Source organism: Enterobacter sp. SGAir0187, assembly GCF_002952735.2.
GTDB classification, from domain to species: Bacteria; Pseudomonadota; Gammaproteobacteria; order Enterobacterales; family Enterobacteriaceae; genus Enterobacter; species Enterobacter quasiroggenkampii.
This window is the reverse complement of the sequence record NZ_CP025034.2, coordinates 3,123,686-3,137,780: the sequence shown is the minus strand read 5'-3', so window position 1 is coordinate 3,137,780 and position 14,095 is coordinate 3,123,686. Positions and strand designations below refer to the sequence as shown.

General features: G+C 54.6%; 19 protein-coding genes. 8 read left to right on the top strand and 11 right to left on the bottom strand.

The features are described 5' to 3' along the window. Positions 1-30: 30 nt before the first annotated feature. The 4 genes from cgtA to rplU form a co-directional block, all read right to left on the bottom strand. Positions 31-1,206, bottom strand: a complete 1,176-nt coding sequence (gene cgtA / locus CWR52_RS15095) for an Obg family GTPase CgtA (RefSeq protein WP_021242261.1) — start codon at positions 1,204-1,206, stop codon at positions 31-33. 15 nt (positions 1,207-1,221) lie between these two features. Beyond that, positions 1,222-2,187, bottom strand: coding sequence for a DMT family transporter (locus CWR52_RS15090; protein WP_014833443.1), 966 nt, complete (start codon positions 2,185-2,187; stop codon positions 1,222-1,224). 96 nt (positions 2,188-2,283) lie between these two features. Next, entirely contained in the window at positions 2,284-2,541 is a 258-nt protein-coding gene (gene rpmA / locus CWR52_RS15085; RefSeq protein WP_004385076.1) for a 50S ribosomal protein L27, read from the bottom strand. A 19-nt stretch (positions 2,542-2,560) separates the two neighbouring features. Continuing rightward, complete coding sequence (gene rplU / locus CWR52_RS15080; RefSeq protein WP_003025032.1) at positions 2,561-2,872, bottom strand: 50S ribosomal protein L21; 312 nt, start codon at positions 2,870-2,872, stop codon at positions 2,561-2,563. 257 nt (positions 2,873-3,129) lie between these two features. On the opposite strand from rplU, the gene ispB reads away from it, so the two are divergent. After that, on the top strand, positions 3,130-4,101 hold the full coding sequence (gene ispB / locus CWR52_RS15075) for an octaprenyl diphosphate synthase (RefSeq protein WP_008501461.1): 972 nt from the start codon (positions 3,130-3,132) through the stop codon (positions 4,099-4,101). 229 nt (positions 4,102-4,330) lie between these two features. After that, positions 4,331-4,618 (top strand): DNA-binding transcriptional regulator SfsB, encoded by a 288-nt coding sequence (sfsB, locus tag CWR52_RS15070; RefSeq protein WP_048028843.1) that lies wholly within the window; start codon positions 4,331-4,333, stop codon positions 4,616-4,618. A 60-nt stretch (positions 4,619-4,678) separates the two neighbouring features. Here the strand turns inward: sfsB and murA are convergent, their stop codons facing one another. From murA to mlaF, 7 genes are all read right to left on the bottom strand, one after another. Then, complete coding sequence (murA, locus tag CWR52_RS15065; protein ID WP_045910105.1) at positions 4,679-5,938, bottom strand: UDP-N-acetylglucosamine 1-carboxyvinyltransferase; 1,260 nt, start codon at positions 5,936-5,938, stop codon at positions 4,679-4,681. Between the two features lie 50 nt (positions 5,939-5,988). Further along, on the bottom strand, positions 5,989-6,243 hold the full coding sequence (ibaG, locus tag CWR52_RS15060) for a BolA family iron metabolism protein IbaG (protein ID WP_008501458.1): 255 nt from the start codon (positions 6,241-6,243) through the stop codon (positions 5,989-5,991). Between the two features lie 126 nt (positions 6,244-6,369). Further along, positions 6,370-6,663 (bottom strand): lipid asymmetry maintenance protein MlaB, encoded by a 294-nt coding sequence (gene mlaB / locus CWR52_RS15055; RefSeq protein WP_048028841.1) that lies wholly within the window; start codon positions 6,661-6,663, stop codon positions 6,370-6,372. Continuing rightward, on the bottom strand, positions 6,663-7,298 hold the full coding sequence (mlaC, locus tag CWR52_RS15050) for a phospholipid-binding protein MlaC (RefSeq protein ID WP_045910107.1): 636 nt from the start codon (positions 7,296-7,298) through the stop codon (positions 6,663-6,665). Before mlaC ends, mlaB begins: the two co-directional genes overlap by 1 nt. Before the next feature lie 18 nt (positions 7,299-7,316). Continuing rightward, a complete protein-coding gene (mlaD, locus tag CWR52_RS15045) occupies positions 7,317-7,865 on the bottom strand; it encodes an outer membrane lipid asymmetry maintenance protein MlaD (RefSeq protein ID WP_008501455.1) in 549 nt (182 codons plus the stop codon). A 4-nt stretch (positions 7,866-7,869) separates the two neighbouring features. Continuing rightward, complete coding sequence (mlaE, locus tag CWR52_RS15040) at positions 7,870-8,652, bottom strand: lipid asymmetry maintenance ABC transporter permease subunit MlaE (RefSeq protein WP_010436044.1); 783 nt, start codon at positions 8,650-8,652, stop codon at positions 7,870-7,872. Between the two features lie 7 nt (positions 8,653-8,659). Beyond that, positions 8,660-9,472, bottom strand: coding sequence for a phospholipid ABC transporter ATP-binding protein MlaF (gene mlaF, locus CWR52_RS15035; protein WP_008501452.1), 813 nt, complete (start codon positions 9,470-9,472; stop codon positions 8,660-8,662). Between the two features lie 227 nt (positions 9,473-9,699). Between mlaF and CWR52_RS15030 the strand changes: the two genes are divergently transcribed. Genes CWR52_RS15030 through lptB form a run of 6 tightly spaced genes read left to right on the top strand, consistent with a single transcriptional unit; the run spans position 9,700 to position 14,085 of the window. After that, positions 9,700-10,677 carry a calcium/sodium antiporter gene (locus tag CWR52_RS15030; RefSeq protein ID WP_045334591.1) on the top strand — a complete coding sequence of 326 codons (978 nt, stop codon included), beginning with the start codon at positions 9,700-9,702 and terminating at the stop codon, positions 10,675-10,677. Between the two features lie 13 nt (positions 10,678-10,690). Beyond that, positions 10,691-11,677 (top strand): arabinose-5-phosphate isomerase KdsD, encoded by a 987-nt coding sequence (kdsD, locus tag CWR52_RS15025; RefSeq protein WP_008501450.1) that lies wholly within the window; start codon positions 10,691-10,693, stop codon positions 11,675-11,677. A gap of 14 nt (positions 11,678-11,691) precedes the next feature. After that, positions 11,692-12,258 (top strand): 3-deoxy-manno-octulosonate-8-phosphatase KdsC, encoded by a 567-nt coding sequence (kdsC, locus tag CWR52_RS15020; protein WP_008501449.1) that lies wholly within the window; start codon positions 11,692-11,694, stop codon positions 12,256-12,258. Continuing rightward, entirely contained in the window at positions 12,255-12,830 is a 576-nt protein-coding gene (gene lptC, locus CWR52_RS15015; RefSeq protein WP_021242266.1) for an LPS export ABC transporter periplasmic protein LptC, read from the top strand. The genes kdsC and lptC overlap by 4 nt, the downstream gene beginning before the upstream one ends. Then, positions 12,799-13,353, top strand: a complete 555-nt coding sequence (gene lptA, locus CWR52_RS15010; RefSeq protein WP_020883526.1) for a lipopolysaccharide ABC transporter substrate-binding protein LptA — start codon at positions 12,799-12,801, stop codon at positions 13,351-13,353. The genes lptC and lptA overlap by 32 nt, the downstream gene beginning before the upstream one ends. Positions 13,354-13,359: 6 nt before the next feature. Further along, entirely contained in the window at positions 13,360-14,085 is a 726-nt protein-coding gene (gene lptB / locus CWR52_RS15005; protein WP_008501446.1) for an LPS export ABC transporter ATP-binding protein, read from the top strand. The last annotated feature ends 10 nt before the right edge of the window (positions 14,086-14,095 follow it).

The window sequence follows — 14,095 nt, the reverse complement described above, 5'->3', positions numbered from 1 at the left end:
AGCCCCCATAATGGGGGCTTTGAACAGCAATTAGTGCTTGTAGATGAACTCGACGCCTTCTTCGTCGTCTTCATCCCAGTCATCGTCCCAGTCTTCATCGTCTTCTTCCGCTTCCAGCTCTTCGAGCTGCTGGCGGTGGTAGTCATCCCACATGAATTCGACTTTTTCAGGCTGTTTGACTTCTTCCGCCTGAACAATTGGGTTCTCAATGATGAAGGTCATCACATCCCAGCACAGATCTTTCACGCCGACCTGGCTTGCCGCAGAAATCAGGTAGTATTTATCTTCCCAACCCATCGCTTCAGCAATGGCTTTTGCTTTTGCTTCCGCTTCGGCTTTGTCCATCAGGTCGATCTTGTTAAAGACCAGCCAGCGTGGTTTATTTGCCAGTTTTTCGCTGTATTTTTCCAGCTCGCCCACGATGATACGGGCGTTTTCAACCGGATCGGAACCGTCGATAGGATCGATATCGATAAGGTGCAGCAGCACGCGGCAGCGCTCAAGGTGTTTCAGGAAGCGAATACCCAGACCCGCCCCTTCCGCGGCGCCTTCAATCAGACCCGGAATATCGGCAACCACAAAGCTCTTCTCGTTATCCATACGGACAACGCCCAGGCTTGGTACCAGCGTGGTAAACGGATAGTCTGCCACTTTTGGCTTGGCTGCAGAGACGGCGCGAATAAACGTCGATTTACCCGCGTTTGGCATACCCAGCATGCCCACGTCAGCCAGAAGCATCAGCTCCAGCTGCAGGTCGCGCTTATCGCCCGGCGTACCCATCGTTTTCTGACGCGGCGTACGGTTAACGGAAGATTTGAAACGGCTGTTACCCAGACCGTGCCAGCCGCCTTTCGCCACCATCAGGCGCTGACCGTGTTTGGTCATGTCACCCATGGTTTCACCCGTCCCCTGGTCAATCACACGCGTACCGACCGGCACTTTAATGGTGACGTCTTTACCGCGTTTCCCGGTACAGTCACGGCTCTGGCCGTTCTGACCACGTTCAGCGCGGAAGGATTTTTCGAAACGGTAGTCGATCAGCGTGTTGAGGTTCTCATCCGCCTCCAGCCACACGTCACCACCATCCCCACCGTCGCCGCCATCAGGACCGCCACGAGGGATATACTTTTCACGGCGGAAGCTCACGCAACCGTTGCCGCCATCACCAGCCACGACCAGGATCGTCGCTTCATCAACAAACTTCATTTTACTCTCCGTAACTCATTCGCCTGAACGGGGGACTACTACAACCGCTTCATTTTTGCGCCAACGTCCCCAAAGACGATGACCAATGGCGGAATACATCGCGCCCGCAACCACGACAAACGCACCGAGATAACCCAACAGGTTGAGCATCGGTCTGACGAAGACATCGGGCCAGGCCATTGATAACAAATCTGAAAATAACAGCGTAAACAGCGGAGTAAGCGTAATTAATGCGCTCACCTGTGCTGCCTGCCAGCGCGCCATCGCTTCGGCCAGCGCGCCATAACCGACCAGCGTGTTCAGCCCACAAAAAATGAGGCACGCCAGTTGCCAGTCGCTAAGCTGGGTAATTACGCCCGGCTTCGCTAATGGCAGTAATGCTATTGTACACAAAGTGTACAGCAAAAAGAGGATCTGCTGTGAGGCAAGCCGACGCAATAACACCTTTTGCGCGACGCCATAGCTCACCCAGACCGTTGCTGCCCCCACACCGAAAATGACACCCCATGTGTAATCCGTCAGGCGGGTAAAAATCTCGATCAGACTGGTGTTGAAGAACATCACCAGACCGCACAACAGCATGCTCGCCCCGATAATCTGCGTACCGCGCATCTTCTCCTTGAGGATAAAGACGCTGGCGACCATCATGCCCACCGGCGAAAGCTGACCAATCACCTGCGACGCCGTGGGGCTGAGATATTGCAGGGAAGAGCTGAACAGGATGAAGTTACCGAACAGACCGCCCGTCGCGATAGCCAGCAGCACCAGCCAGCGCGGTTTACGGAAGAGCCGCAAGGGTGGAAGCTTACCTTTGACGGCCAGAATCGCCCCGAGGCCGATGCTTGCCATCAGAAAGCGATAAAAGACCACCGTAGGCGGCTCCATCACTTCCAGTACCTGCTTCATTGCAATTGGCAGCGCACCCCAGCACATTGCGGTTGTGAGCGCCAAAAGAATTCCTATGCCGGCCTGCTGCTTCATGCCCGTTTTCCCTACAGAAAAAATTACCGGGTTTCCAATGTAAAAAGCCCCGCAACAGGGTGCGGGGCTTTAATCCGTTACCGGACCGAGAAAACCTTACTCAGCAACGATGCTGATGTATTTACGGTTGTTCGGGCCTTTAACTTCAAATTTCACTTTACCGTCTGCTTTAGCAAACAGAGTGTGGTCACGACCGCAACCTACGTTGTTGCCAGCGTGGAATTTGGTACCACGTTGACGAACGATGATGCTACCCGCCAGAACGGATTCGCCACCGAAACGCTTAACGCCCAGGCGTTTAGCTTCTGAATCGCGACCGTTACGTGTGGAGCCGCCAGCCTTTTTATGTGCCATTTAAATCTCTCCTCAGGTCTTAGGCGCTGATGCCAGTAATTTTCACATCAGTGAACCACTGACGGTGGCCCTGCTGCTTACGGTAGTGCTTACGACGACGAAACTTAACGATTTTAACTTTCTCGCCACGACCGTGTGCAACAACTTCAGCTTTGATAACGCCGCCATCAACGAAAGGAACGCCGATTTTGACTTCTTCACCGTTTGCGATCATCAGAACTTCTGCGAACTCAACAGATTCGCCAGTTGCGATGTCCAGCTTTTCCAGGCGAACGGTCTGACCTTCGCTTACTCGGTGTTGTTTACCACCACTTTGGAAAACCGCGTACATATAAACTCCGCTTCCGCGCACGTCCTCGTATGAATCAGAGTGCGCTATAAATATTCACAATAGGGCGCGAATATTACGCAAAACGCGAGCCTTTGACAAGTGCTACCGTCAATACATGAAGAAAAAAAACACAACACGTACGGTAACGTTTATCTGAGCCGTTTTTTCAGTACAATCAGCACTACTATTGATTAACCGAAACCCTTCGTTACCCCATTGAAGATGGGATCAACAGGATAAAAAGCCCGGCTTTTGCGATGAATTTAGAAAAAATCAACGAGTTAACCGCGCAAGATATGGCGGGTGTGAATGCAGCAATCCTGGAGCAACTCAACTCTGACGTTCAGCTGATCAATCAGTTGGGCTATTACATTGTCAGCGGCGGCGGTAAACGCATTCGTCCGATGATTGCCATTCTGGCTGCCAGAGCCGTTGGTTATCAGGGAAATGCTCACATCACTATCGCAGCGCTCATCGAATTTATCCACACGGCGACGCTTCTGCACGACGATGTGGTGGATGAATCGGATATGCGTCGTGGCAAAGCCACGGCTAACGCCGCGTTCGGAAACGCCGCCAGCGTCCTGGTGGGGGATTTTATCTATACCCGCGCCTTCCAGATGATGACCAGCCTGGGTTCCCTGAAAGTGCTGGAAGTAATGTCTGAAGCCGTAAACGTCATTGCTGAAGGCGAAGTGCTGCAGCTGATGAACGTCAACGACCCGGATATCACCGAAGAAAACTACATGCGCGTCATCTACAGCAAAACCGCGCGTCTGTTTGAAGCGGCGGCTCAGTGTTCCGGCATTTTGGCTGGCTGTACCGAAGCACAGGAAAAAGGCCTGCAGGACTATGGCCGCTATCTGGGCACAGCCTTCCAGCTGATTGACGATCTGCTGGACTACAGTGCGGACGGCGAAACGCTCGGCAAAAACGTTGGCGATGACCTGAACGAAGGCAAACCGACCCTGCCGCTGCTCCACGCCATGCGTAACGGAACAGCCGATCAGGCGAAAATGATCCGTGAAGCGATTGAGCAGGGAAATGGCCGCCATCTTCTGGAACCTGTGCTGGAAACCATGGCTATCTGCGGATCGCTGGAATGGACGCGGCAGCGTGCGGAAGAAGAAGCCGACAAAGCCATCGAAGCTCTCCAGGTCATTCCCGACAGCCCATGGCGCGAGGCACTGATTGGTCTTGCCCACATCGCCGTTCAGCGCGACCGTTAATCTTGCTTTGTCTCCCCGCGTTCCTGGCGGGGAGATTCCAGTACACACCCGTAAATTCCGCGTTCATCTAAATTCATCGGTTTAGAGACCGCATGAATAAAGCCGTGTCTTATTCTGAATATTCCTTCAAGTAACGCGAACTTTTTAGAACAAGAGTTCGAAATGGGTATAGTAAACCCGTCGTTTCAGAAGAAACGGCGTAGGTGAATCCGAACTTAAGGACGGCGTTATGGATACGAAATTTATCGACTGGCACACGGCTGATATTATTGCCGCACTGCGCAAAAGAGGCACTTCACTGGCAGCAGAGTCCCGCCGCCATGGACTGAGTTCTTCAACTCTGGCAAACGCCCTCACCCGCCCCTGGCCAAAAGGAGAATTAATTATCGCGACGGCGCTGGATACGCATCCGTGGGTGATTTGGCCTTCGCGCTACCACGATCCCGTTACCCATGAATTTATCGACAGATCGCGCATGATTCGCCAGAGAAAAGTAAAAAAAGAACCGCAGGAATAACGCGTTTTTGACAGGAACAGCAACCCCCCGGTCATGTCTGGCAGGGGGCTGCCGGAACGATTACTCGCCCTTCACACGCTCGATATTGGCACCCAGCGCGCGCAGTTTATCTTCAATACGCTCATAGCCACGATCGATGTGATAAATACGATCCACGATCGTTGTACCTTCCGCGATACAACCCGCCAACACCAGGCTGGCAGACGCACGCAGATCGGTAGCCATCACCTGAGCGCCGGACAGTGTCTCAACGCCATGGCAAATCACGGTATTACTTTCGATTTCAGCACGTGCCCCCATGCGGATCAGCTCCGGTACGTGCATAAAGCGGTTCTCGAAAATGGTTTCAGTGATGAAGCCAGTCCCTTCGGCGACCAGGTTCAACAAGGTGAACTGCGCCTGCATGTCCGTTGGGAACGCCGGGTGTGGCGCCGTACGCACATTGACCGCTTTTGGACGCTGTCCATGCATATCAAGGCTGATCCAGTCTTCACCGATTTCGATATCCGCTCCCGCATCACGCAGTTTCGCCAGCACCGCATCCAGCGTATCAGGCTGTGCGTTGCGACAAACAATCTTCCCGCCAGAGATCGCGGCAGCGACCAGGAAGGTACCGGTTTCGATACGGTCCGGCAGTACGCGATAGACACCCCCGCCCAGACGCTCAACGCCTTCGATGGTGATACGGTCTGTACCCTGACCGGAGATCTTCGCACCCAGCGCCACGAGGAAGTTGGCGGTATCCACAATTTCCGGTTCGCGCGCGGCGTTTTCGATGATAGTAGTCCCTTCTGCCAGCGTTGCCGCAGACATAATGGTTACCGTTGCGCCTACGCTCACTTTGTCCATAACAATGTGCGCGCCTTTCAGACGACCATTGACGGACGCTTTAACGTAGCCTTCTTCCAGCTTGATCTCTGCGCCCAGTTTTTCCAGACCAAAGATGTGCAGGTCAACCGGACGCGCACCGATGGCGCAGCCGCCCGGCAGCGAAACCTGACCCTGACCGAAACGCGCCACCAGCGGGCCAAGCGCCCAGATGGAAGCACGCATGGTTTTCACCAGATCGTAAGGCGCAGAGAAGTTGTTCACCTTGCTGGCATCGATCCAGACGGAACCGTTACGCTCGACTTTCGTGCCCAACTGGGTGAGCAGCTTCATGGTGGTGTCGATATCTTTCAGCTTCGGTACGTTCTGAATCTCTACCGGCTCTTCCGCGAGCAGCGCAGCAAAGAGGATGGGCAGCGCGGCGTTTTTCGCGCCAGAAATTGTGACTTCGCCCTGGAGACGCGTTGGCCCCTGTACACGAAATTTATCCATTGTGTGCTCTCTTATAAATTCAACCGTGCTGCGGGCCTGTCGCCCTCAGCTCAAAAACCGTTTAGTTTGCGATCGCGTGCCCACTCTTGCGGGGTGAACGCTTTAATCGACAGGGCGTGGATGCGGTTATCCGCAATATATTCCATCAGCGGCGCGTACACAGCCTGCTGTTTCTTCACGCGGCTCATACCGTCGAACATCTCACCCACAGCAATAACCTGGAAGTGACTGCCATCGCCAGTGACGTGGGCTTCCTGAAGGGAGAGTGCATTCATCAGCACTGTCTGGATTTCATGATTTTCCATGGGTTCTTAATCATCTGATAGTGAAAACAAGCCCAACATCTTAGAGCAAAGTGGCGTCGTCTTAAACAAGCAAAAAGCCCCGACGATGAAACTGTCAGGGCTTTCGGAAGTAACGCACTGAAAATATTAACGAGGCAATACGTCCTGAGGGAGATTGTAGAGCTGCGCAAGGGTCACGACATTCTCGCTCGCGCCGCGAAGCGTGACGCTCGCCCCCTGCTTTTTCCCTACTGCAACCAGATGGGCCAGCAGCGCAACGCCTGCCGTATCCACCCGCGTGACGTCAGTTAAGTCAATGAGCGTCACGCCCTGCATGGCCTCATGGCGTTTATCCCATAAGGGGTTCAGCAGATCCTGATCCAGCTCACCGGACAGCTTTAACGTCTCGCCTTCACGCGACCAGCTGAGTTGCTGTGACATTACTTCTTCTCGTCCAGCGTGATTTTCTGACGAGCAATGGACTGCAGCTGCGCGGTCAGGCCATCAATCCCCTTGGTGCGCAGCAGGTCACTCCACTCGTTCTGTTTGGTGGTGATCATGCTTACACCTTCGGCGATCATGTCATACGCCTGCCAGTGGCCGGTCTGGCTGTTTTTACGCCACTGGAAATCCAGACGCACCGGCGGACGGCCGTTAGGATCGTTGATCGTTACGCGAATAGGGACGATGGTCGCATCACCCAGCGGCTGCTCAGGGGCGATCTGATAGGTCTGACCGTGGTACATCGCCAGCGCCTGACCATAAGCCTGCTTCAGGTATTCACGGAAAGCGGCAAAATAGGCCTCACGCTGCGCCGGGGTCGCGTCTTTGTAATAGCGGCCCAGCACCAGCGCTCCCGCATATTTGATCTGCACATACGGCAGCAGCTCCTGGTCAACCACGTCACGCAGGTAATCAGGATTAGCACGAATCTTAGGCTGCTCGTTTTTAAGACGATCGAAGGTTTTCTTCGCGGCCTCGTCCATCAGTTTGTACGGGTTACTCTGATCCGCCGCGTGCACCGCGGTGAGAGGGGCGATGACCAGCATGGCAACCATTAACAGTCGTTTAAACATGAATGACTTCTCCTGATATTAATTCGCAGCACCTGGGGTCGGCGCGGCGTTGGTATGGTCTTCACTCTGCGCAGGGGCATTGTCAGACTTTTTATCATCCCCTTTACTGTTGTAAAGGAACTGACCAATCATATCTTCCAGCACCATGGCGGACTTGGTGTCCTGGATCACGCTCCCGTCCTTAAGGATAGTCGTTCCCAGCTCGGGGTCTTCAAAACCGACGTTAAGCGCCAGATATTGTTCGCCCAGCAGACCGGAAGTCCGGATAGACAGAGAGCTGGTGTCCGGAATGTGGTTGTAACGCTCTTCGATATCCATCGCGACGCGCGGCAGATAGGTCTTCTCATCCAGCGTAATGTCAGATACGCGGCCGATCACCACGCCGCCAATACGGACCGGTGAACGCGCCTTCAGCCCGCCGATGTTATCGAAGGTGGCATAGATGCGATACGTCGGCTCGGTGCGCACAGACGTGATATCTGCCGCTCTCAGGCAGATAAATAGCGCGGCCAGCAGCGCCAGCAGCAGGAATACACCGACCCAAATTTCATTTTTTCTCGTTTGCATGAACTCAATTCCCAAACATCAGTGCGGTGAGCACAAAATCCAGACCCAGTACGGCCAGCGACGAATGAACGACTGTACGTGTAGTAGCGCGGCTAATGCCCGCCGACGTCGGAATCGCATCGTAACCATTAAACAATGCAATCCAGGTAACCGTAATGGCAAAGACCACGCTCTTAATCAGGCAGTTAACCAGATCCATTCGCAGGTCAATAGCGTCCTGCATGGCAGACCAGAAGAAACCGGCATCAATGCCTTTCCAGTGCACGCCAACCAGCGAACCGCCCCAGATACCCACGGCGACAAACAGTATCGTCAGCAGCGGTAAAGAGATGACCCCCGCCCAGAAACGCGGCGAGATCACGCGACGCAGCGGATCGACCGCCATCATCTCCATGCTGGAGAGCTGCTCAGTCGCGCGCATCAGGCCAATTTCAGCGGTTAAGGCTGACCCCGCGCGACCGGCGAATAACAGCGCCGCCACAACGGGCCCCAGTTCACGCAGCAACGAGAGCGCCACCAGCATCCCGAGGCTGGTTTCCGCACTGTAGGTTGTCAGAACCAGGTAACCCTGCAGACCCAGCACCATCCCGATAAACAGACCGGAGACAATGATGATGAGCATCGACAGCACGCCGACATTATAAAGCTGGCGCACCAGCAGCGGCGCGTGCTTACGGAATTCCGGCTTGCCGACCAGCGCGTTGAATAACATCAATCCGGCACGCCCGAACGTCCTGATGGTTTTTATGCCACGGTGTCCGAGAGCGGCCAACGCATTTAACAGCATGAGTGGCTTAACTCCCTATTCCCAGTAAATCGTCACGATAGTCGCCCGCCGGGTAGCGGAACGGCACAGGGCCATCGGCAATACCGTCAAGGAACTGCCGCACGCGTGGATCGCAATTTTCCTGCAGCGCCTGGGCGCTACCGTGTGCGACGATCTTTTTGTCCGCTACGATGTAGGCGTAATCGGCAATGCTCAGCACTTCAGGTACATCGTGAGATACAACAATGCAGGTGACGCCAAGCGCACTATTCAGTTCAGAGATGAGCTTCACCAGCACGCCCATCGTGATGGGATCCTGCCCGACAAACGGTTCGTCGAACATGATTAAATCAGGTTCTAGTGCGATGGCGCGCGCCAGCGCGGCACGACGCGCCATCCCGCCGGATAGCTCCGAAGGCATCAGTTTCGCGGCGCCCCGCAGCCCGACGGCTTCAAGCTTCATCATCACCGTGCTTTTCAGCAGCGCAGGCGGCAGGCTGGTATGCTCGCGCAGCGGATAGGCAACGTTATCAAAGACGTTCATGTCGGTGAACAAAGCCCCCGACTGAAAGAGCATGCTCATGCGTTTGCGAACAGTATACAAGCGCGAGCGCGACATCTCCGGGATGTTTTCGCCGTCAAAGAGGATTTCACCGCTATCCGGTGGGATCTGCCCACCAATAAGGCGGAGCAGGGTCGTTTTACCGATCCCGGAGGGCCCCATGATGGCAGTAATTTTGCCACGCGGCACGGTCAACGAAATATCATCAAATATCAATCTGTTGGCGCGAGAAAAACTCACCCCGCGGACATCGACTAAATTCGCCATGGTTTGGCTCATTTATGGTTCCTTTCTTATCCTGCTCACGTTAAGGCATGTAGCCTGAATCAGCCCTAAACTCCGCATTTTTACAGAATAATAACCGTAGAGGTTAGCGAAAGCTGGCATTTGTTTTACTTTTCCGGCGCATAAAGTCAAAATTAGGAATTCGTTACGCCTCAGACTGTATGCAGTCCAGCCATTCCCGTGTGATGGACCGATGAGTATACCTGAAGAAAGGACTTTTGATGCTTTTAGCAACAGCACTGTTAATAATTGGTTTACTGTTGGTGGTCTACAGTGCTGACCGTTTAGTGTTTGCTGCATCTATCCTGTGTCGCCTGAGTGGCGTACCGCCAGTTGTCATCGGGATGACCGTGGTCAGCGTAGGAACGTCACTTCCTGAAATCATCGTCTCTGTCTCAGCATCGCTGCATGGTCAGGTAGACCTGGCAGTCGGCACCGCTATTGGCTCTAACATCGTCAATATTTTATTGATTTTGGGCCTGGCCGCGCTGCTCCATCCATTTCGCGTGCATTCTGATGTTCTGCGCCGTGAATTGCCGCTAATGTTACTCGTAAGCCTGCTGGCAGGGTGCGTATTTTACGATGGCGTACTGAGCTACAGCGACGGCATTTTCTTGCTGGCGCTGGCCGTTATTTGGCTGCTGTATAGTGTTAAAATCGCCCGTCAGGCTGAAAAGCAGGGTCAGGATAGCCTCACGCGTGAGCAGGTCGCCGAGCTTCCGCGAGAAGGCACGCTGCCTGTTGCCTTGCTCTGGCTGGGCGTGGCGCTGATCATCATGCCGATGGCAACGCGCATGGTCGTGGATAACGCGACGGTGCTGGCGAACTATTTTGCCATCAGCGAGCTGACCATTGGCCTGACGGTGATTGCCATCGGTACCAGCCTGCCGGAGCTGGCCACCGCCATTGCGGGGGCGCGTAAAGGTGAGGATGACATTGCCATTGGTAATATCATCGGCTCTAACATTTTTAATATCGCCATTGTGATGGGCCTGCCAGCCCTGATTTCGCCAGGGCCCTTTAATCCCCTGGCGTTCTCACGTGATTACGGCGTGATGTTGTTGGTCAGCGTGATTTTTGCCCTGCTCTGCTGGCGGCGGCAACGACAGATCGGTAAAGGCGCAGGCGCGCTGCTGACGGGTGGATTTATCGTATGGATGGCGATGCTGTACTGGCTCTCGCCTCTTCTCTCTGGGTAAACGGAAACGCATTATGTCGCAAATAGAATTGCAGCCGGGTTTTGACTTTCAGAAAGCAGGCAAAGACGTTCTGGAGATTGAACGTGAAGGTCTGGCGCAGTTAGATCAGTACATAAATCAGGATTTTAGTCTGGCATGTGAGAAGATATTCTACTGTGCCGGCAAAGTCGTGGTGATGGGGATGGGCAAGTCTGGCCACATTGGACGCAAAATGGCGGCAACCTTTGCCAGTACCGGTACCTCGTCCTTCTTTGTCCACCCGGGGGAAGCCGCGCACGGGGACCTGGGTATGGTCACGCCGCAGGATATCGTCATCGCACTCTCCAACTCCGGTGAGTCAAATGAAATCCTGGCGCTGATCCCGGTACTGAAGCGACTGCAGGTGCCGCTGATTTGCATGACCAGCCGTCCGGAAAGCAGCATGGCGCGCGCAGCCGATATTCACCTGTGCGTGAAAGTGCCCAAGGAGGCCTGTCCGCTCGGCCTGGCGCCGACCTCCAGCACCACCGCCGCGCTGGTTATGGGCGATGCCCTTGCCGTGGCGCTGCTGGAAGCCCGTGGCTTTACGCCGGAAGATTTCGCGCTGTCCCACCCGGGCGGTGCGCTGGGGCGCAAGCTGCTGCTTCGGGTAAACGATATTATGCACACCGGGGATGAGATCCCCCACGTCAGTAAAGAAGCCTCCCTACGTGATGCGCTGCTGGAAATCACCCGCAAGAATCTGGGGATGACGGTCGTGTGCGACGATCTGATGAAAATTCAGGGGATCTTCACCGATGGCGACCTGCGTCGCGTGTTCGATATGGGTGTCGATGTCCGCACGCTCGGTATTGCCGACGTGATGACGCCCGGCGGTATCCGCGTGCGTCCGGGTACGTTGGCCGTGGACGTGCTGAACCTGATGCAGTCCCGCCATATCACCTCCGTTATGGTTGCCGATGGCGACCAGTTGCTGGGTGTGGTACATATGCATGATCTGCTGCGCGCAGGCGTAGTGTAATGAAGGATAAGACAATGAGTAATGCGGGTGCATCCCTTGCAACCTGTTATGGGCCGGTCAGTACACAGATGATGGCAAAGGCGGAAAACATTCGTCTGCTGATCCTGGATGTGGATGGGGTCCTCTCCGACGGCCTGATTTACATGGGCAATAATGGTGAAGAGCTGAAGGCGTTTAACGTTCGCGACGGCTACGGTATCCGCTGTGCGCTCACCTCGGGGATTGAGGTAGCGATCATCACCGGGCGAAACGCTAAACTGGTAGAAGATCGCTGTGAAACCTTAGGTATTACCCATCTGTATCAGGGCCAATCCGATAAGATGGCGGCGTTCAATGATTTACTGGGTAAACTGGCTATCGCACCGGAAAACGTGGCCTACGTCGGGGACGACCTGATTGACTGGCCGGTGATGGCTGAAGTCGGGCTGAGCATCGCCGTTGCCGATGCGCATCCGCTGCTGATCCCGCGCGCCGACTACGTTACCCACATCAACGGTGGCCGCGGCGCTGTCCGTGAAGTCTGCGATCTGCTTCTGCTGGCGCAGGGCAAGCTTGATGAGGCCAAAGGGCAATCGATATGAGTAAAACCAGACGTTGGATTATCATTTTGCTTTCGCTTGTCGCACTGGTATTGATTGGCGTGAACCTTGCCGATCGCGACGATACGCAAACGGAAGTGATCAACAATACCGATCCAACCTATAAAAGCGATCACAGCGACACCGTGGTCTACAGCCCGGAAGGCGCGCTGAACTATCGCCTGATTGCCCAGCATGTTGAATATTTTTCCGATGATGGCGTTTCATGGTTTACCCAACCTGTGATGACCACATTTGATAAAGACAAAGTGCCGACGTGGTCAATTAAGTCAGATCGGGCAAAACTGACAAATGACCGTATGCTTTATCTGTATGGTCACGTTGAAGTCAACGCCCTGACCGCCGACTCGCAACTGCGAAAAATTACGACGGATAATGCCCAGATCAACCTGGTAACCCAGGACGTGACGTCGCAGGATCTGGTCACACTCTATGGCACAACATTTAATTCCAGCGGTTTGAGAATGCGCGGGAACTTACGCAGCAAGAACGCCGAGCTGATTGAAAAGGTTAGAACCTCCTATGAAATTCAAAACAAACAAACTCAGCCTTAAAGTAATTATCGCCAGCGCGATGCTGGCGACCAGTCTCCCCGCGCTTGCTGTAACGGGCGATACCGACCAGCCGATCCATATCGAGTCCGACACCCAGTCTCTCGATATGCAGGGTAACGTCGTCACCTTCACGGGTAACGTCGTCATGACCCAGGGCACCATCAAAATCAACGCCGACAAAGTGGTCGTGACCCGTCCGGGTGGCGAGCAGGGCAAAGAGATTATCGATGGCTATGGTAACCCGGCGACCTTCTACCAGATGCAGGACAACGGCAAGCCGGTGAAAGGCCGCGCCACGCACATGCACTATGAGCTGGCGAAGGACCTGGTCATCCTGACCGGAAATGCCTATCTGGAACAGCTGGACAGCAACATTACCGGCGACCAGATTACCTATCTGGTGAAAGAGCAAAAAATGCAGGCCTCCAGCGAGAAAGGCAAACGCGTCACCACCGTACTGGTTCCGTCGCAGCTGCAGGACAAAGGCAAAGGCCAGGCCCCGGCACAGAAGAAGAGTAACTAATTCGTTATGGCAACATTAACTGCAAAAAATCTCGCAAAGGCCTATAAGGGCCGCCGTGTCGTAGAAGATGTCAGTCTGACCGTCAACTCCGGCGAAATCGTGGGGCTGCTTGGCCCTAACGGTGCGGGTAAAACGACAACCTTCTACATGGTCGTGGGTATTGTCCCGCGCGATGCCGGCAACATTATCATTGACGATGAAGACATCAGCCTTCTGCCGCTGCACGCGCGAGCGCGTCGCGGGATCGGCTACCTGCCGCAGGAAGCCTCCATTTTCCGTCGTCTCAGCGTTTACGACAACCTGATGGCGGTCCTGCAAATTCGTAACGACCTGACCAACGAACAGCGTCAGGATCGTGCCAACGAGCTGATGGAAGAGTTCCACATCGAGCATCTGCGCGACAGCCTCGGTCAGGCTCTCTCCGGGGGCGAACGCCGCCGCGTTGAGATTGCCCGTGCGCTGGCCGCAAACCCGAAGTTTATCCTGCTGGATGAACCGTTTGCGGGCGTTGACCCGATCTCGGTTATCGACATTAAACGTATCATTGAACACCTGCGCGACAGCGGGCTTGGCGTACTGATCACCGACCACAACGTGCGTGAAACGCTGGCCGTGTGTGAACGCGCCTATATTGTGAGCCAGGGCAATCTGATCGCCCACGGCACGCCGCAGCAGATCCTCGAAGACGATCATGTTAAGCGCGTCTATCTTGGGGAAGACTTCAGACTCTGATAGGGTAGAG